Source organism: Rhodobacteraceae bacterium M382, assembly GCA_025141015.1.
Lineage (GTDB): Bacteria > Pseudomonadota > Alphaproteobacteria > Rhodobacterales > Rhodobacteraceae > Aliisedimentitalea > Aliisedimentitalea scapharcae.
This window is the reverse complement of record CP081098.1, coordinates 2,374,472-2,392,446: the sequence shown is the minus strand read 5'-3', so window position 1 is coordinate 2,392,446 and position 17,975 is coordinate 2,374,472. Positions and strand designations below refer to the sequence as shown.

The 17,975-nt window shown below is 58.0% G+C and carries 15 protein-coding genes; 6 read left to right on the top strand and 9 right to left on the bottom strand.

The annotated features are described in order from the left end of the window. Window positions 1-5: 5 nt before the first annotated feature. Entirely contained in the window at window positions 6-1,034 is a 1,029-nt protein-coding gene (locus K3727_11160) for an RluA family pseudouridine synthase (protein ID UWQ89389.1), read from the bottom strand. Here K3727_11160 and K3727_11155 point away from each other — a divergent pair. Further along, window positions 1,033-1,341, top strand: coding sequence for a hypothetical protein (locus tag K3727_11155; GenBank protein UWQ89388.1), 309 nt, complete (start codon window positions 1,033-1,035; stop codon window positions 1,339-1,341). The genes K3727_11160 and K3727_11155 overlap by 2 nt on opposite strands. Window positions 1,342-1,415: 74 nt before the next feature. Here the strand turns inward: K3727_11155 and K3727_11150 are convergent, their stop codons facing one another. From K3727_11150 to K3727_11135, 4 genes are all read right to left on the bottom strand, one after another. After that, window positions 1,416-1,802 (bottom strand): carboxymuconolactone decarboxylase family protein, encoded by a 387-nt coding sequence (locus tag K3727_11150; protein UWQ89387.1) that lies wholly within the window; start codon window positions 1,800-1,802, stop codon window positions 1,416-1,418. 78 nt (window positions 1,803-1,880) lie between these two features. Next, on the bottom strand, window positions 1,881-2,282 hold the full coding sequence (locus K3727_11145) for a hypothetical protein (protein ID UWQ89386.1): 402 nt from the start codon (window positions 2,280-2,282) through the stop codon (window positions 1,881-1,883). Between the two features lie 48 nt (window positions 2,283-2,330). Further along, complete coding sequence (locus K3727_11140) at window positions 2,331-3,422, bottom strand: aromatic ring-hydroxylating dioxygenase subunit alpha (GenBank protein ID UWQ89385.1); 1,092 nt, start codon at window positions 3,420-3,422, stop codon at window positions 2,331-2,333. Next, the gene (locus K3727_11135; GenBank protein UWQ89384.1) at window positions 3,419-4,306 is read right to left on the bottom strand and encodes a MurR/RpiR family transcriptional regulator; all 888 of its coding nucleotides are present in this window, start codon (window positions 4,304-4,306) and stop codon (window positions 3,419-3,421) included. Before K3727_11135 ends, K3727_11140 begins: the two co-directional genes overlap by 4 nt. Before the next feature lie 126 nt (window positions 4,307-4,432). Between K3727_11135 and K3727_11130 the strand changes: the two genes are divergently transcribed. Genes K3727_11130 through K3727_11115 form a run of 4 tightly spaced genes read left to right on the top strand, consistent with a single transcriptional unit; the run spans window position 4,433 to window position 10,530 of the window. After that, complete coding sequence (locus K3727_11130) at window positions 4,433-6,901, top strand: FAD-dependent oxidoreductase (GenBank protein ID UWQ89383.1); 2,469 nt, start codon at window positions 4,433-4,435, stop codon at window positions 6,899-6,901. 26 nt (window positions 6,902-6,927) lie between these two features. Beyond that, window positions 6,928-8,007, top strand: coding sequence for an alcohol dehydrogenase family protein (locus K3727_11125; protein UWQ93350.1), 1,080 nt, complete (start codon window positions 6,928-6,930; stop codon window positions 8,005-8,007). 11 nt (window positions 8,008-8,018) lie between these two features. Beyond that, window positions 8,019-9,125, top strand: coding sequence for a mandelate racemase/muconate lactonizing enzyme family protein (locus K3727_11120; protein ID UWQ89382.1), 1,107 nt, complete (start codon window positions 8,019-8,021; stop codon window positions 9,123-9,125). A gap of 43 nt (window positions 9,126-9,168) precedes the next feature. Then, window positions 9,169-10,530: an aminotransferase class III-fold pyridoxal phosphate-dependent enzyme gene (locus K3727_11115; GenBank protein ID UWQ89381.1), complete on the top strand. Its 1,362-nt coding sequence runs from the start codon at window positions 9,169-9,171 to the stop codon at window positions 10,528-10,530. 75 nt (window positions 10,531-10,605) lie between these two features. Here the strand turns inward: K3727_11115 and K3727_11110 are convergent, their stop codons facing one another. The 3 genes from K3727_11110 to recA form a co-directional block, all read right to left on the bottom strand. Beyond that, window positions 10,606-10,893, bottom strand: coding sequence for a DUF1330 domain-containing protein (locus K3727_11110; GenBank protein ID UWQ89380.1), 288 nt, complete (start codon window positions 10,891-10,893; stop codon window positions 10,606-10,608). 3 nt (window positions 10,894-10,896) lie between these two features. Beyond that, window positions 10,897-13,569: an alanine--tRNA ligase gene (gene alaS / locus K3727_11105; protein UWQ89379.1), complete on the bottom strand. Its 2,673-nt coding sequence runs from the start codon at window positions 13,567-13,569 to the stop codon at window positions 10,897-10,899. A 213-nt stretch (window positions 13,570-13,782) separates the two neighbouring features. Next, window positions 13,783-14,850, bottom strand: a complete 1,068-nt coding sequence (gene recA, locus K3727_11100; protein ID UWQ89378.1) for a recombinase RecA — start codon at window positions 14,848-14,850, stop codon at window positions 13,783-13,785. A 193-nt stretch (window positions 14,851-15,043) separates the two neighbouring features. Between recA and K3727_11095 the strand changes: the two genes are divergently transcribed. Then, on the top strand, window positions 15,044-15,637 hold the full coding sequence (locus K3727_11095; GenBank protein UWQ89377.1) for a sulfotransferase family 2 domain-containing protein: 594 nt from the start codon (window positions 15,044-15,046) through the stop codon (window positions 15,635-15,637). Window positions 15,638-15,674: 37 nt separating this feature from the next. Here the strand turns inward: K3727_11095 and K3727_11090 are convergent, their stop codons facing one another. Beyond that, window positions 15,675-17,900: a response regulator gene (locus K3727_11090; GenBank protein ID UWQ93349.1), complete on the bottom strand. Its 2,226-nt coding sequence runs from the start codon at window positions 17,898-17,900 to the stop codon at window positions 15,675-15,677. Between the last annotated feature and the right edge of the window lie 75 nt (window positions 17,901-17,975).

Here is a 17,975-nt window from a genome sequence, read left to right as displayed (position 1 = left end):
CAGCTTCAGCCCTGCCCCATCACAGCCAGCAACGCACGCATGTCCTCGGGCAACGGGGCTTCGAACCGCAAGGAGTCACCGCTGACAGGATGCACAAAGCCCAGAACCGCAGCATGCAGCGCCTGACGGGGAAACGCCTGAATGGCGTCCAACGCAGGTTGTGGCAGCGATTTGGCTGCCAATTTGCGCCGCCCGCCATAAACAGGATCCCCGATCAAACCGTGCCCGGCATGGGCCATATGCACACGGATCTGATGGGTGCGGCCGGTTTCCAACCAGCATTCAACCAAAGTCGCAACATGCGGTGTGCCAAACGGCTGCACAATCCGAACCCTGGTCACCGCATGGCGCCCGCCCTGAAACAGAACGGCCTGGCGCTGGCGATCCGTCTTGTGGCGTGCCAATTGTGTGGTGATCCGCAGGATGTTTCCGGACTCGAAATTGGCCCCCTTGACCCCGCGCAACCTGGGATCATTGGCATCGGGCACCCCAAAACAGATGGCCCGGTAATAGCGTTCGACCGTGTGTTTCGCAAATTGATCCGCCAGTCCCTGATGGGCGGCGTCCGATTTTGCCACTACCAGCAATCCGCTGGTTTCCTTGTCGATCCGATGCACAATACCGGGGCGTTTGACCCCGCCGACCCCGGACAAATCATCCCCGCAATGATGCAAAAGAGCATTGACCAAAGTCCCGTTCGGAGACCCCGGCGCAGGGTGTACCACCATGCCCGCCGGTTTATTGACCACTATCAGGTCATCATCTTCAAACACCACATCCAACGGGATATCTTCGGGGCCGATGTGGCTGTCTTCGGCCTGTTGGATGGTGATTTCGACCTGGGCCCCTTCGGCCACTTTGGCCTTGGGGTCGCTGGCCACCTGTCCATCGATCAAAACCGCCCCCTGGTCGATCAACCGGGCCAACCGGGTCCGTGACAGGGTTGCGGCCTCTGGCACATCCCGCGAAAGCGCCTTATCAAGACGACCAGGCGGGTTTTCCGCGATCTGAAACGTAACGCGCGTGGTTGTCATGGACGACTCTCCTCAGCCGGAATTGCCGGCCAACCTTCGGTTTCTACGGGTACTGGTGACCGTTCTGACGGCCGTGATGATTGTCGGCGTTGTAATCGTCGTCGGTCTGCTTGTCACCCGCCTGAAATCAGGCCCGGCACAGATGGCTCTGCCCGATCAGATCGTACTGCCCGATGGGACACGGCCGCAGGCCTTTACCCAGGGCGCAACCTGGTTCGCCGTGGTGACGCATGACGACAGAATTTTGGTATTTTCCCGCGAGGATGGTCGTCTGGTCCAGGACATCGCAGTGTCCCTGCCCGATTGAGCGCAGCAGCTCCTGGGGCAATATCCGGTCCATATAAGCGTCGCCGCGCCCTTTGCCGCGGCGACGCTGCGCAATCACAAGAGATCGCGCTCTTCGAGCACCTTGCGGGCCACGCGAAAACATTCCAGCGACTGCGGAACACCACAATAGATGCCAACCACATGAATAATCGCGCGAATTTCTTCTTTGGTCACGCCGTTGTTCAACGCGCCTTTGCAGTGGATTTCCCATTCGTGCATTTTGCCCAATGCACCGATCATCGCCAGGTTCATCATTGAACGGGTCTTGGGGTCGATCACATCATCACCCCAGCCAAACCCCCAACACCAGGCGGTCATCGCCTCCTGAAACGGGCGGGTGAAATCATCCGCTGCGGCCAGGTTCTTTTCCACATATTCCGCGCCCAGCGTCGCTTTGCGCTGCTCCAGGCCTTTCAGGAACAGGTCTTCGTCAAAACTCATGAGATTGTCCTTTTCATGTTTGTCCGCCCGCCGCCACAACGGCGGGTGTCTTCGGCAGAATCGCCGTATTTCGGCAAGTCATCTGTATTTTCTCGGCACCGGGCAACCGTTCGTCGGCTGCCCGATCTGCAACGTCACTGCGACCTGCGCCGCACCGACATAAAGCCGGTTCAGATAGCGGTTGAGCGGCTGTTCTGACTCGGCGATCCAGGGCGATCCGGGGGCCAATTGACTGGGGAAAGGATCGGGATGGGCGCGAGGCAGCCCCAGCATTTCAGCGATACGCCTGGTGTCCCGTTCAAAACAGGATTGCTCAAGCGCGTCGCGATCCCGGTAGCGTTCAGCCAGGCGCAAAAGACCGCCAAGGATTGGACGGATCACAACACTGATCTCCTGGTCCCGTAGGCCCAGGAGCCGATCCAGCAGAGCGTTGCAGTAATCGCTTTGCAGCGAGTAGAACACCTCGACGCGGTCCGTCATATCTGCCTCCCTGGCGTATGGGATCACCTGGACTGGATGGGGTCGCGATCAGTCCACCGCTTCGCGCATCCATTGCTGAAGTTTTGCAATCGAATGTTCGCTCATGACGCCACAAGCAGGATCCAAAACCAACGGTCCTGGTACATATCCCTTGGACTTCAGGCCGCGATGCACGGATTCCACCAGACGGATGTCCTCTTCGACCGTGGTTTCGCGATCCTGAACCGCCAACCCGCGGATCACATCGCTTTCGTGGCCGTTTTCGGTGTACCAACCACGCCAAACCGTACAATTGTCCACGTCATTGGCCCGCCAGTGATACGTGTTCAACACATTGCCTGGGTAGCACTGGAATGAAAACATCGGCCACAGGAACCAGCTTTGGTAGTCGCCGGCATGTTCGTTGCTGTCCAGATCAATGGGATAGGTCATCGACTCGAGGCTTTGGCATTCCGTCACATGGCGCAGCACATATCCGCCGCCGGCGTCGGGCTGAATGTCATAGGTTTCGGGTTTCACCACCCCTTCGGCAAAGGTCGGATGGTTGGTCGGGCAATGGTAACATTCGGAATAGTTTTCGACCGACACCTTCCAGTTACAATTCTCAGGACATTCGACCCATTCCAGCGGTGCCAACGTGTCGATATGAGGCACGTATTTGCGCAACTCAGCGCGCACACCGGGAAACCAGTCATCCATCGGCGCGGCGTCTTTGTCGAGATTGACGAACAGAAATCCATTGAAATCTTCGGTTCGCACCTCGGTCAGACAGATTTTTTCGCGGTCAAACCCTGGCACCGATTTGACGTTGGGCCCGGCACGCAACCCCCCGGTCAGCTCATAGGTCCATTGGTGGTAGGGACAGACCACAACGCGCGTATTGCCGGTACCCGACACCATTTCATGGGCGCGATGCTGGCACACATTGTAGAACGTGCGCACCACCGCGTCGCGGCCCCGGATGGCAAACAGGCTTTGCCCGGCAATCTCAAAGGCAAAGTAGTCCCCGACATTGGGAATATCTGCCACATGCCCGGCAAATTGCCAGGTACGCGACAGCAAACCGTTCAGCTCATTGCCGAAAATTTCGGGGTCCGTGTAATAGCGGGCTTCCAAAGAGTGTGTCAGGGGAATGTTCATGATGGATCATCCTGATAAAAGCCGAGTTGGTGGCGACGTTCGTGGAACTTTTCGACCCGATCCACCACTTTGTCTGACGCAGCCGCGATAACAAAGCTGAGCAATGTTTCCAGCAGCGCAATGGTCGGGACCGATGATGGAAAGAACTGGGGGGTGTCGATGGACATGACAAACCCGTGGTCTGCGGCGCGTATGATCGGAGAGGCAGGGGAATCCGACAAGGCAATCACCGTCATTCCCTGCTCTTTGGCAACCTGCACGGCGTTGACCACCTCGGAGCGATACGGACGGCATGTGATGGCGATCAGAACGTCGCGTTGATCCGCCCAGGCCAGATCGTCAATCGCGGTCGATCCAGCGCGCGGAATGGCATGAAATTGAACCATTCCAGTGCGGGCCAGATAGGTAAAATTGCTGGCATTGGCGTGATTGACCCCAACACCCAGGGTAAACACGTTGCGTGACTCCCAGATTTTGGCGGCCGCTGCGCTCAGCTCGGATTCATCAATACCGGAAAACGTGTCTTCTATATTGCGCAGCGTGCTGGAGACCATATCGGCATATAATTCGGCCAGCCCGCCGCGTTTCTGCATGTCCTGCAACCACCGCGCCCGATCCGGAAGCGACGCCTGCCCTTGGCGGATCGCTTCACGAAACGGTTCACGGAAATCGTCATAGCCATCAAACCCAACCTGGCGCGCCATGCGGACCACGGTGTTGGGTTTGACATCCGCCGCATCCGCGATCTCGCGCACGGTCGACACCCCCACATCCCGTGGGTTTTCCAGAACATAGCGTGCGGCCTTCTGTGCCTCTGGTGTCAGATCGTCCAGCTCACTCGAAAGCCGCTGAAGCACTGCAGAAGATACGTTTTTTTGTCCCATTCAAGTCCTCTTCAAATCCCCAGAATTCGCCAATGCGAACATTTGTCCCATTTTCTATTGACGGTGGTACATCTGATCCCTAACCCTGTCCATCGAAAACTGCGACTCTCGAACAGGAAGTGAGCGATGTCCTCCAAAGAATTCCCCGCACGCGCAAAGGTCGTCATTGTCGGAGGCGGCGTTATGGGCTGTGGCCTAGCCTATCATCTTGCCCACGAAGGATGGGGCGATGATACGGTTCTGCTGGAAAAGGCCGAACTGACCAGTGGATCAACCTGGCACGCCGCCGGGCAGATCACCCACTCCACCAGCTCCTATGGATTGGGCAAGATGGTGGATTACAACATTGGTCTGTATTCCCACAAGCTGGAGCAAGAAACCGGACAAGCGGTGACCTGGCATGGCTGCGGGAGTTTCCGCCTGGCCTATACCAATGATGAAATGGACTGGCTGCGCCACACCCTGTCAGTGGGTCGCGCATTGGGGTTCAACATTGAACTGGTAGGCCCTGATTTCATTGCGGAAAAACACCCATTCTACAATCTGGACGGCGTCCTGGGCGCGCTATACACCCCCGATGACGGTCACGTGGACCCCTCCAACGTCACCATGGCCATGGCCACGGGTGCCCGCCAAAAAGGGGTGAAAATCTTTCGCCGCTGTCAGGCCACCAACATAAGCCAAAACGACGCGGGAGATTGGGTGGTCGAGACCGATCACGGCACCATCACCTGTGAACATGTGGTGAATGCGGGGGGCACCTATGCACGCCAGATGGGCGAATGGTCCGGCCTGCAGCTGCCGATGACCTCCATGACACACCATTATTTCGTCACCGAAGAGGTCCCCGAATTTCAGAATCTGGAACGGGAACTGCCGGTCATTCGCGACGACAAACAGGTATCCGGCTATATTCGGATGGAACAGAAAAAGGGCCTGATCGGGATCTACGAAAAGGAGAACTCGAATTCGGTCTGGCATGATGAATGCCCATGGGACTATGAAAACTGGCTGTTCGAGGCCGATTATGACCGGGTCATGCCCTGGCTCGAAAACTCGCTGGAACGCATGCCGATTTTTGCCGACCTGGGTATCACACGCGAGGTTCACGGTGCGATTTCACATCCACCCGATGGCAACCCGATGGTTGGGCCTGCCCCCGGCGTACAGAATTACTGGTGCTGCTGTGGCACCCAGATCGGCATTGGGTGGGGTCCTGGGCTGACGCGTGAATTGGCCAAATGGATGGTGCATGGCGCTGCCGACATCAACATGCGCGACTATGACCCCCGCCGGTTCGGCTCCTATGCGGTCAAGGACTGGCAGGTGATCAAGGCGCATGAGGATTACAAGCTGCGCCACGAAATCCCGTTCCCCCATTTCAACCGTCTGGCGGGCCGTCCGATCAAACCTTCGCCGCTCTACGACCTCCTACGGGACAAGGGCGCGGTGTATGAAGAGGTGTTTGGCCACGAACGCCCCCGTTGGTTTGCCCGTGACGGTGTGGAACAGCGCGACCATTATTCGTTCCGCCGCAATGAAGTCTTCGACATGGTCGGTGCCGAATGCCGCGCTGTGCGGGAACGGGTCGGCATCATGGATGTCACCGCCTTTACCAAGGTCGAAGTCTCCGGCCCGGATGCCTATACCCTGTTGGACCGGCTGACCGCCAACCGGATGCCGCAAAAGAATGGGTCGATCTCCTTGACCCATATGCTGAACCGTCGTGGCCGGATCGAATTGGAAACCACCATCGTGCGCATGGCGGCGGATCGGTATTATCTGGTTTGTGCTGCCTTCTTTGAACAGCGCCTGCTGGACCATCTGACCCACAATCGCAATGATGCCGATGTCGCGATCACCACATTGTCCGAGGATTGGTCGGCGCTGTCGCTGAACGGGCCGAAATCGCGTGACGTTCTGGCCGCCTGTACGGATGCGGACCTGTCCAATGCCGGGTTCCGCTGGCTGTCAGCACAGGAAATCACGGTGGCGGGGCATCAGGTTTGGGCTTTCCGCATGTCCTATGCCGGTGAATTGGGCTGGGAATTGCACATGCCCGACGCTGCCTGTGTCGATGTCTATACCGCGCTTTGGGCGGCGGGCGCGTCGCACGGCATTGCCGATTATGGTTCATTTGCGATGAACGCCCTGCGGATGGAAAAAGGGTTCAAGGGCGCCGGAGAGCTCACCAACGAGGTCACCCTGCCCGAGGCCGACGTGATGCGTTTTGCCCGATTGGACAAGGAGTATCTGGGGGTCGAAGCCACCCGCGCCAGCGCCGAGGCCGATGAACAACCCTGGATCTGCGCCTATCTGGAAATTGATCCTGACGGTGTCGAGGACGGTCATGGCGGCGAGGCGATCAAGCTGAATGGCGAGGTCGTCGGCTCAACCGCTTCGGTGGCCTATGGGCATACGGTGGGCAAGATCCTGGCCTTTGCCTATGTCAAACCGCACGTCAATGTGCCTGGCACCGAGGTTGAAGTCATCGTCGCCGGTGAGCCGCGCGCAGGCCGCATTCTGGGTGAACCCGCCTATGACCCGATGTCACAAAAACCGCGAACCGACGCGGTGCTGGAGGCGGCAGAGTGAGCCACGCTGCCCCTCTTCCTGCCACCATGAAGGCCGTGCTGCTCACCGGGCACGGCGGATTGGACAAGCTGGTCTATACAGATGTCCCGACACCGCGCCCGGACCCGGGCGAGGTGGTGATCCGGGTTGGGGCCTGCGGGCTGAACAACACCGATATCAACACCCGCACCGCCTGGTATTCCAAAACCGTCGATCAGGCGATCGGTGACGGTGGAGCGGATGGGTTCGAAACCATTGACGATACCGAGGCCACCTGGGGCAGCGGCACAATCCATTTTCCGGTGATCCAGGGCGCTGACGTGGTGGGGCGCATTGTTGCGGTGGGCCCAGATACAGATCCGGGGCGCATTGGCGAACGGGTGATGATTGATCCCTGGCTGCTGGGGCATGGAGATTGGCAGAACACCGCAAATTCCGGCTATTTCGGGTCCGAATGTGACGGTGGTTTCGCCGAATACACCAAGGTACGGGCCGCCAATGCGTTGCCTGTGACCTCTGATCTCACCGACGCGGAACTCGCCACGTTTCCCTGTGCCTATACAACGGCTGAAAACCTGGTAAATCGGACAACGCCGCGCCCGGGCGAAACGGTTGTGATCACTGGGGCGTCGGGCGGGGTCGGATCAGCCGCGATCCAGCTGTGCCGCCTGCGCGGATGCCGGGTGATCGCAGTCGCCAGCCTGACCAAGGCCGACCTGCTGCGCGATCTGGGCGCGGAGATTGTGATCGATCGCAACACCGACGATCTGGAGACCGCAATCCGCACCGCAGCCCAGGGCCCTGTGGACATTGCGCTGGATGTGGTTGGGGCCCCTATGTTCATGGCGCTGATCAATGCGCTCCGTCAGGGCGGGCGCTATTCAACGTCGGGGTGTATCGCCGGGCCAATGGCCGAATTCGATCTGCGCCAGCTGGTTTACAAGGACCTGCAATTGACCGGTGCCACCATCTGTCCGCCGGGCACCATGCACCGGGTTGTGGGCATGATCGAAACCGGCGCGCTGAAACCTTTGCTGGCCGAAACCTTCGGGCTCAAGGATCTGGCCCGCGCGCAAGAGATCTTTTTGCAGAAACAGCATGTTGGCAACATAGTTGTGACGCCCTGAAGGAACCCATTATGAAGATCACGCGAATTCGGATCTATAAAACTCCCCTGCCCTATGTTGGCGGCACCTATACTTGGGGCGCGGGCAATCCGATCAGCACCGCTTCGGCTTCGGTCGTGGTCATCGACACGGACGCAGGTCTGCAGGGATGTGGTGAATTCACCCCCTGTGGCGAAAACTACATGGTTGCGCATTCCGAAGGGGTCGCGGCATTGGCGCGGCTGGTTGCCCCCCAGCTGATTGGCGAAGACCCGCGACAGGTTGGGCGGATGGAACGCCTGATGGACCACATCGTTCAGGGACATGGCTATGCCAAGGCTCCGTTTGATGCGGCGTTCTGGGATCTGCTGGGTCAGGCCAGCGGACAGCCGGTTTGGATGCTCATGGGGGGCAAGCTGACCGATGGTGCGCCCATGTATCGGGTTGCCCCGCAAAAACCGTTGCAAGAAACCATCGCTGAAATGGAACACCACCGCGCGGCCGGATATCGCCAGTTCCAGATCAAGGTCGGCGGCGACTGGGTCACCGATATCGACCGGATCCGCAGCACCGTTCCGCTGTTGAAACCTGGGGAAAAGGCAATGGCTGATGCCAATCAGGGCTGGCGCGTCGATAATGCCTTGCGGGTCGCCCGTGCCACCCGCGATCTGGATTTTATCCTGGAACAACCCTGTCGAACATATGAGGAATGCCAGCAGGTGCGCCGGGTGGCCCAGCAGCCAATGAAGCTGGACGAATGTGTCACCGGAATCGACATGGCGCGCCGCATCGTCAACGACCGGGGGGCAGAAATCTGTTGTCTCAAGATTTCGAACCTTGGTGGATTGTCCAAAGCCCGCAGGGTTCGTGACTTTTTGGTCGATCACGGCATTCCGGTGGTCAGCGAAGACACCTGGGGCGGGCAGATTACCACCGCCGCTGTCGCTCATTTTGCGGCTTCGACGCCGTCCGAAATGTTGATCAATTCGACGGATTTGATGAACTACAACACTCGCAACACAGGGGTCGGTGGACCGACCACGGCGGATGGCCGGCTGTTCGCCACCGACACGCCCGGACTGGGTGTGCGCCCTGATTTCGACTCTCTCGGCGCGCCGGTTGCAATTTACGGTGCCTGACCTCACCCTTCTCCCAAACCCGAAACAGATGGGAATCTGAACCATGGATGACCTTTCCAACGCCTATCCAACCCATGATCCGGAATGGGTGCGCGACATGCATGCCGACCATTATCTGCAAAGCTGGTCAAAACAAGGCAGTCACCCCCGCGTTATCACCGGGGCGCAGGGCTCCTGGTTCTGGGATAGCGACGGCAAACGGTATCTCGATTTTCAAAGCCAGCTGGTGAATGCCAACCTGGGTCACCAGCACCCCAAGATCATTCAAGCGATCAAGGATCAGGCTGACAAGCTGTGTTATATTAGCCCGGCCATGGGGTCGGACGTTCGCAGCGAATTGGCTGCGATCATGAATGAGATCACGCCAGACAATATCACGTCGACCTTTTTCACCACCGGCGGATCGGCGGCCAATGAAACCGCGATCCGCGTCGCTCGTCATTATACGGGCCGAACCAAGATCATCGCCCGCTACCGCAGCTATCACGGTGCCACCGGTGGCGCTTTGTCGTTGACCGGAGACCCCCGCCACCATCTGACCCGCGCCGACATGCCCGGAATTGTCCGGATGTTGGACCCTTATGTCTATCGGCTGCCCACGGGGCATACCGATCCGGCCAAATGTCCCGTGGCCCAGGGCGGTCCGCATCTCGAAGAGCTACTGATGTATGAAAACCCCAACACGGTTGCGGCAGTGATCCTGGAGCCGATCGTGGGCACCAATGGCATCCTTGTCCCGCCCGACGGGTATCTGCAGTCGATCAAGGCGACCTGCGAAAAATATGGCATCCTGTTGATCGCAGACGAGGTCATGGCCGGGTTCGGACGGACCGGCAAATGGTTTGCTGTCAACCACTGGGGGGTGCAGCCGGACATCATCACATCGGCCAAAGGCATCAATTCGGGCTATGTGCCGTTGGGCACCATGTCGGTTTCGACCGAGATCCACAATTGGCTGCGCGATACGCCCCTGCCTGGCGGTCTGACCTATGCCGGTCACCCCCTGGCCTGTGCCAGCGGTGTTGCGGCCATCCGCGCCATGCAGGAGGAAGACACCCTGGCCCATGCCACTGCCATGGGTGAAACACTGCGGGCCGAACTGCACAAGCTGGCCGAGAAACACCCCTGTATCGGAGACATCCGGGGCAAAGGCATGTTCAACGGGATCGAGCTGGTGAAAAACCGCGCCACGCGCGAACCGCTGGTGCCTTTTGCGGCCAAGGGCGACGCGGCCAAACCGATGAACGACATGATGGGGTATGCGATGAACAACGGGCTGTACCTGTCGTTCTTCTCCAATGTCATCCGCCTGACACCGCCGCTCAATATCTCGCACGAGGATCTGATGTCCGGGATCGAAATCCTGGATCGCACATTGGAAATTGCGGACAAAGACTGCAACTGAAGCGGTTGATTTAATTGAAAATGGCCCGCCAATCTCTGGGCGGGCCATTTTGCTACTCGGGTTCGATGGATTGGATCAATCCGTGGTTTCAACCACCATCAGTTCCCGTTCAGAGGCTCCGCGCGCATGGCTCAGCGCGTCCTGATATTCGGGAGAGTTGTAGCAATCGACCGCAGCATCCACGCTGGGGAATTTGGCAACCACATTGCGCGGGCGTTCCTTGCCTTCGAGCTGAACGAACCGACCACCCCGGGCAATGAATTCTCCGCCGTGCTTGGCCACTGCGGGCCCGGCAAGCTCGGCATATTTTCCGTAAGCCTCGGCATCCGTTACGGTTACATGTGCGATCCAAAGTGCGCCCATATCTTATCCTCCCAAAACGATTTCAGCAGCTTTGATCGCTGCATTTGCATTTGTCGCGTCCTTGCCGCCGCCCTGTGCCATATCAGGACGGCCACCGCCGCCCTTGCCGCCCAATTCGACCACTGCGGCCTTGACCAGATCCACGGCGGACACTGTACCGGTCAAATCCTGGGTCACCCCGGCAGCAACGGCTGCCTTGCCGCCGGTGTCGGCGATCAACAGCACGGCACCCGATCCCAGGCGGTCTTTGTGTTCGTCAATCAACGCTGGCAGGTCCTTGCCCGACACGCCAGACAAGACCTGAGCCAGGAATTTTACGCCGTTAATTTCGCGCGCTTCGGGACCCGCGCCCTGCCCGGCTCCACCGGCCATCGCCAACTCACGGCGCAGGGTCGCAACTTCGTTCTGAAGCGCCTTGCGTTCATCCATCAGCCCCTTGACACGGTCCACCACATCCGACGGCTGTGCCTTTAGCATACCGGCCACATCCGACATCCGTCCGGCCTCGGTCGACAGATGTTCGAACGCCGCGGCACCGGTCAGCGCCTCGATCCGGCGGACACCGGCACTGCTGGCACTGTCGCCCAACAGGACAAAAGTTCCGATATCGCCGGTCTGCCTGACATGGGTACCGCCACACAGTTCGATCGACCAGGTCATGCCGTCCTGCCCCTTGCCAGTTTCGGCCCGCCCCATCGATACGACGCGCACTTCGTCACCGTATTTTTCACCGAACAACGCCTGTGCGCCGATTCCGCGTGCGTCATCCGGTGTCATGATCCGGGTTTCAACCGACGAATTCTGCCGGATATAGCGGTTCACATCCGCCGCAACCGTGGCCAGTTCCCCATCACTCAGCGCTTTGGAGTGGCTGAAATCGAACCGCAACCGGTCTTGGGCATTCAACGACCCGCGCTGTGCCACGTGATCGCCCAACGTCTCGCGCAATGCTTCGTGCAACAGATGCGTGGCCGAGTGGTTCGCACGGATGGCGCTGCGGCGCGTGTGGTCCACTTCCAATTCAACCGGCTCGCCCATAGCCAGCGTACCACGTTCCACAGTCACCTTATGGGCAAAGACCTTGCCATCGGCAAATTTGCGGGTGTCCTCGACCAAAGCGACATCATCGCGATTGTCCAGACGGCGTATCACACCTGTGTCACCGACCTGGCCCCCGGATTCCGCATAAAACGGCGTCTGGTTGACCACGACCCATCCCGAAACCCCGGTTTCGATCTTGTCGACCTTGGCCCCGTCCACGATCAGCGCTTGGATCTGACCTTCGGCCTTTTCCGTGTCATAACCCAGGAAATCCGTCGCCCCACCGGCATCCAACACATCAAACCAGATCGCATTGTCCGCTGCATCGCCCGACCCAGACCAGGCTGCGCGGGCCTTGGCCTTCTGCTCGGCCATGGCGGCATCGAACCCGTCGGTGTCTACATCACGCCCCTTTTCACGCAGCGCGTCCTGCGTCAAATCCAACGGGAACCCAAATGTATCATACAGCTTGAACGCCGCCTCACCCGACAGCGATGCGTCTTCTGCCAGACCGGCAAGCTCATCGTCCAGAAGCTTCAGGCCGCGATCCAAAGTCTGTTTGAACCGGGTTTCCTCCAACAGCAGCGTCTCTTCGATCAAGGATTGGGCCTGGCCCAACTCTTTGTACTGTGCGCCCATTTGTTGGACCAGCGCAGGCACCAGTTGATGCATGACGGGATCCTTGGCCCCCAACAGATGCGCATGGCGCATGGCCCGCCGCATAATCCGACGCAGCACATAGCCACGCCCGTCATTTGACGGCATCACCCCATCGGCAATCAGAAACGACGTCGAGCGCAGATGGTCGGCAATCACTCGATGGTGCACGTTCTTGTCACCATAGGGATCAACGCTGGTAGCATGCGCGCTGGCCTCAATCAGGGATTTGAACAGGTCGGTGTCATAATTGTCATGGCTGCCTTGCAGCAATGCCCCAATCCGCTCCAGCCCCATACCGGTATCAATCGACTGCATTTCCAGGTCGATCATCGAGCCATCTTCGAACTGTTCGTTCTGCATGAAAACGATGTTCCAGATTTCGATGAACCGATCCCCGTCTTCCTCGGGCGATCCCGGAGGCCCACCCCAAATATGATCGCCATGATCATAAAAAATCTCGGTGCAGGGTCCGCAGGGCCCGGTCGGCCCCATCTGCCAAAAGTTGTCCGACGTCGCGATGCGGATGATCCGATCTTCGGGCACACCCAGCTTTTTCCAGATCTCAAAGGCTTCGTCGTCGGTGTGATAGACCGTGGTCAACAAACGCGACTTGTCGATCCCGTATTCCTTGGTGATCAACTCCCAGGCAAAGGGGATCGCCTCATGTTTGAAATAATCGCCAAACGAGAAATTGCCGAGCATTTCAAAGAAAGTGTGGTGGCGTGCTGTGTAGCCAACGTTGTCCAGATCATTGTGCTTGCCGCCTGCGCGCACACACTTCTGCGCGGTGGTCGCGCGAGAATAGTTCCGGGTTTCCACCCCGGTGAACAGGTTTTTGAACTGCACCATCCCCGAATTGACGAACATCAGCGTAGGATCATTACGGGGAACAAGCGGGCTGGAAGAAACGACTTCATGCCCTTGCTTGGCAAAATAGTTCAGAAAGGTTGAACGGATGTCATTGAGCGTCGGCATTCTGGGTCTCGTCTCGGGCAGGAAATGTGGCGGTTCGGCACAGGTTTAGCGGCGCACCCGTCCCCTGTCCACCGCCCGCATGCGCACAGGTCCCTCCAAATGCGACATGGCCCGAAAATCAAAACCAGACGGCCCTGCCGGGTCGCCTGGTTCCAAAGGTTTCTGGGTTGTCACGCGTGTGCGAGGTTTCCGCCCCGCTTTAGCCGCACGGTATCAAGCCTCGAGAATATCGTCGGCACCGTCACTGTCGGGCCGGTCGAACTCCAGTCCATGAGAGGCACGGATCTTGTCTTCGATCTCAAAGGCCACCTGAGAGTTTTCACGCAGAAATTTCTTGGCGTTTTCACGACCCTGGCCGATCCGCTCATCGCCATAGCTGAACCAGGACCCCGATTTGTTCACAACGCCTGCCGTGACCCCCAGATCCAGAAGTTCACCCATCTTAGAAATGCCTTCGCCATACATAATGTCGAATTCAACGGTACGGAACGGCGGAGCAACCTTGTTCTTGACCACTTTGACCTTTGTGGCATTGCCGACCACTTCATCCCGGTCCTTGAGCGCACCAATGCGGCGAATGTCCAAACGAACCGACGAATAAAATTTCAACGCGTTACCGCCGGTTGTGGTTTCCGGGCTGCCAAACATAACGCCGATCTTCATCCGGATCTGGTTGATGAAGATCACCATGCAATTCGACCGGCTGATTGATCCGGTCAGCTTGCGCATGGCCTGGCTCATCAGGCGGGCCTGGACACCCACGCTGCTGTCTCCCATATCGCCTTCAAGTTCCGACTTTGGTGTCAACGCCGCGACCGAGTCGACGACAACCATGTTCACCGCCCCGGACCGAACCAGCGTATCGGTGATTTCCAACGCCTGTTCACCCGTATCGGGCTGTGAAATCAGCAATTCGTCAATGTCCACACCCAGCTTGCGGGCATATTGCGGATCCAACGCATGTTCCGCATCGACAAAGGCACAAACGCCGCCCTTTTTCTGTTGTTCGGCCACACAATGCAGAGTCAGCGTGGTCTTGCCCGAACTCTCGGGCCCGTAGACTTCGATAATCCGCCCCATTGGCAGACCGCCGATCCCCAGGGCAATATCCAATCCCAGCGACCCGGTCGAGGAGGCTTCGATTTCCTGAATCGCACCCTCATCACCCAGCTTCATGATTGATCCCTTGCCGAATTGCCGTTCGATCTGGGCCAAAGCGCTATCCAGCGCCTTTTTCTTGTCTTCGTTCTTCTTGCTGCTCATGGTCAAAAGATCCGCCATTATCCCGTTACCTTCCTTATTGTCACAGCCGAGCCCGAGCGGCAATCGCTGGTTTGTTCGCCTCTTGTTCCTTATGAGATCAAAAAGAGAACATTTCAAATGAAAAATTCATCTTCTTTACTCTTGCCCGATAGTGTTAAAGATTGGTTTACGATGATTTTCGATCTGTCAGCCCTGAGAGAAGCGCCGCTAAATGCTTGTTTTTTATAAAGAGCGCCTTGTATTCCTATGTGTTCCAAAAACCGGGACAACGGCCTATCACACGGCCCTGAGAGATCGGGCCGACATGGTGATTTCCGAACCTCCGGATTTGAAACATGCACCGGTCTATCGGTACAATCGATTCATTCGGCCGATGTTCGACAAAGTCTGTAACGCACAGATGGAAACCATTGCCGTCATGCGCGAACCGATCAGCTGGCTGGGCAGCTGGTACAGGTACCGGCGGCGCCCCTATATGAAGGGGCGGCCGAATTCGACTCATGATGTCAGCTTTGATGAATTTGTCCGCGCCTATGTCAAAGGCGATTGTCCCCCCTTTGCAAATGTCGGCAGTCAGGCCAAGTTTCTTGCCCCCCAGCCCAATGGCACCGCGGTTTCACAACTGTTCCGATACGAAGACCCGGACAAGCTGAATGGCTTTCTGCGAGACCGTTTGAATGTATCGTTCGAACTGAAACGTGAAAATGTATCTCCGGATTTCCAACTGACCCTTTCTCCGGACATCGAAACCATTCTGAGGCGCAAACGCGCCGCGGAGTTCGATTTGTACGACAGTATCTCCTGACTCCGGCCTGCCGGAACAGATCCCTAAGCCGTCGTCGTCAGTGCATCTGCTCAAAAACCGTTTCGGTGAGCTGTGTGAGGGAAAACGGTTTCGGCAGGAATACGGAGTTTGGAATTTCCGGTTTCGCATCACCAAATGCCCCTTCGGCGTATCCCGACACAAAGACAACCCGCACATCAGGGCGCACTTTCAACGCTTCCCGAACCCAACTGGGACCATCCATCCCCGGCATGACGACATCGGTGACAAAAACGTCCACGGACAGGTTTTGATCCTCAAGGGTTTTCAGGGCGTCTTCGGCAGATTCAGCTTCCAGAACCGTATACCCCCTCAGCCTGAGCGCACGCGAGGCAAACGCACGCACCGGTGCCTCGTCTTCGACCAGCAGCACAACACCATCCCCTGCGACCGGGGTCGTGACGACGCTGGATTTCGGCATCGGCTTGGGGGCATGGGGTTCCAAATCATGACATGGAAAGAACAGGGTAAACTGTGTGCCGCTGCCCGGCACCGAATCCACAAAGATAAACCCGCCAGTTTGCTTTATGATGCCATAGGCGGTGGACAGACCAAGCCCCGTCCCCTCTCCGGTCCGCTTGGTCGTGAAAAACGGTTCAAAGATTTTCTGAAGATTATCCGCTTCGATCCCCATTCCTTCGTCACTGACCTTGACCACGACGTATTCCCCGGACGGCACCGTGGCGCGGTCCCGCTCCAGCGGGGCATCCAGATGGACGACTTCGGTTTGAATTCGGATTTCGCCGCCGTTGGGCATGGCATCTCGGGCATTAACAACAAGGTTCATCAACACCTGTTCCAATTGCCGTTTGTCGGCGCGGATCGGGCTGAGAACCGGATCATGACTGAGCGTCAGCGTCACTTTTTCACCGACAAGACGGTTAAGAAGATGCGTGAGGTCGGACAGGGTATCGCGCAGATCCAGGGTTTCGGGGCGCAATGTCTGTTTGCGCGAAAATGCGAGCAACTGGCTGACCAACGCCGCTGCCCTGTTGGCGTTCTCGTTGATCTGAATCAGGTCACCAAAGTCGGGATCCCCCTGATCGTGTCGCAGCAAAAGCAGGTCGCAATGGCCCGAAATCGCTGTTAGCAGATTGTTGAAGTCATGCGCAACACCGCCTGCAAGTTGACCGATCGCCTGCATTTTCTGACTTTGGACAAATTGTGCTTCCAGGGTCTTGAGCTCGGTCGCATCATTCAGGACCGCGATCAGCTCGCGGCGGTCTTCGTCCGGCACCCGGCTGAGCGTTACCTGGACAAAAACCTCTTTGTCGCGCCGCTTGAGCCGCAGAAATTCAGACTTCTGGACGGCCGACCCTGCGATTGTGTCCGTCAGCCAATCCTCCAGGGGACGCCCCAGTCCCTCCATGACCTCGCCAATCATCATGCCAGTGCGATACGTCTGACCCAACATTGTCGCCGCCATTGTATTGGCGGCAAGGATCTCTCCTTTGGCGTTCACTCTGAGCAACGGGACCGGCAGTGTTTCAAAGTCGGTAATTCTGGATTTTGAGGGGGTTTCTCGAACCGGGAGAAAAAACAACTCCTGGCGCCCCACAGACGTCGCGACCTCCATGGCAAAGACCTGCGTCGGTCCGGAGGCCGTCGTCAGTGTGTTGACCCGTCCCGGTTGCACCGGCAGGGTCGCGAACAGTGCCTTTAACGATTTGACGCGCTGACCGACCAGGGTGCGCGCCGCGTCATTCATGAACAGAACCGTCCCCGACCGCCCCACAGTGACCATCGGCACGGGCATGGCTTCGGGGCCACGTCCATGATGCGGTTTTTCAGGCATATCTTCGACGCGCCACAGAAAACCGGTTTCACCCAATTGGTGCACGGCCAGCCGCACATGCCCCCGCCTGGTTACCACATCTTCGCGCGCAGCGCCGTCCAGCTTGGCCCGGCACTGCAGCCGGTACAGAATCGCCGTTGGATTGGACAGAACCGCACGCAACGACCCAGCCAATGTATCGCTTTTGGTCTGCTGAAACCGCAAATCGGCGGACATGTTGCAGGCCTGAATTGCCCCATCTTCATCTGTGACAAAGCTGGGAACCGCGTCTTTTTCAATAAATTGAGTCAGCAGGTCGGTCGCAAGGTTTCGGGCCCGGGTCTGAATCCGTGTGCGCCAGGTGACCCCAATAGCCACCAACACCAAAGTCAGCGACGCCGCCAATACCCCCCGTTCTGCTAGAACCGGCATATCAAAGGCAAATCCCGCTGCTGCCAACATTGCGCTCATCACCAAAACAGCTGCCAGACGCGCATGTTCTGGTGCCGTGGCATTCCGACCCGGAATGGGAGAGCTGTTTCGACT

Excerpts from the sequence above, each read along its gene's own strand:
- K3727_11145 (UWQ89386.1), bottom strand. The coding sequence starts at position 2,282 with ATGACGGACCGCGTCGAGGTGTTCTACTCGCTGCAAAGCGATTACTGC.
- K3727_11140 (UWQ89385.1), bottom strand. The coding sequence starts at position 3,422 with ATGAACATTCCCCTGACACACTCTTTGGAAGCCCGCTATTACACGGAC.
- K3727_11155 (UWQ89388.1), top strand. The coding sequence starts at position 1,033 with ATGGACGACTCTCCTCAGCCGGAATTGCCGGCCAACCTTCGGTTTCTA.
- K3727_11090 (UWQ93349.1), bottom strand. The coding sequence starts at position 17,900 with ATGAGCGCAATGTTGGCAGCAGCGGGATTTGCCTTTGATATGCCGGTT.
- K3727_11120 (UWQ89382.1), top strand. The coding sequence starts at position 8,019 with ATGAAGATCACGCGAATTCGGATCTATAAAACTCCCCTGCCCTATGTT.
- K3727_11115 (UWQ89381.1), top strand. The coding sequence starts at position 9,169 with ATGGATGACCTTTCCAACGCCTATCCAACCCATGATCCGGAATGGGTG.
- recA (UWQ89378.1), bottom strand. The coding sequence starts at position 14,850 with ATGGCGGATCTTTTGACCATGAGCAGCAAGAAGAACGAAGACAAGAAA.
- K3727_11110 (UWQ89380.1), bottom strand. The coding sequence starts at position 10,893 with ATGGGCGCACTTTGGATCGCACATGTAACCGTAACGGATGCCGAGGCT.
- K3727_11150 (UWQ89387.1), bottom strand. The coding sequence starts at position 1,802 with ATGAGTTTTGACGAAGACCTGTTCCTGAAAGGCCTGGAGCAGCGCAAA.
- K3727_11095 (UWQ89377.1), top strand. The coding sequence starts at position 15,044 with ATGCTTGTTTTTTATAAAGAGCGCCTTGTATTCCTATGTGTTCCAAAA.
- K3727_11130 (UWQ89383.1), top strand. The coding sequence starts at position 4,433 with ATGTCCTCCAAAGAATTCCCCGCACGCGCAAAGGTCGTCATTGTCGGA.
- K3727_11135 (UWQ89384.1), bottom strand. The coding sequence starts at position 4,306 with ATGGGACAAAAAAACGTATCTTCTGCAGTGCTTCAGCGGCTTTCGAGT.
- K3727_11160 (UWQ89389.1), bottom strand. The coding sequence starts at position 1,034 with ATGACAACCACGCGCGTTACGTTTCAGATCGCGGAAAACCCGCCTGGT.
- K3727_11125 (UWQ93350.1), top strand. The coding sequence starts at position 6,928 with ATGAAGGCCGTGCTGCTCACCGGGCACGGCGGATTGGACAAGCTGGTC.
- alaS (UWQ89379.1), bottom strand. The coding sequence starts at position 13,569 with ATGCCGACGCTCAATGACATCCGTTCAACCTTTCTGAACTATTTTGCC.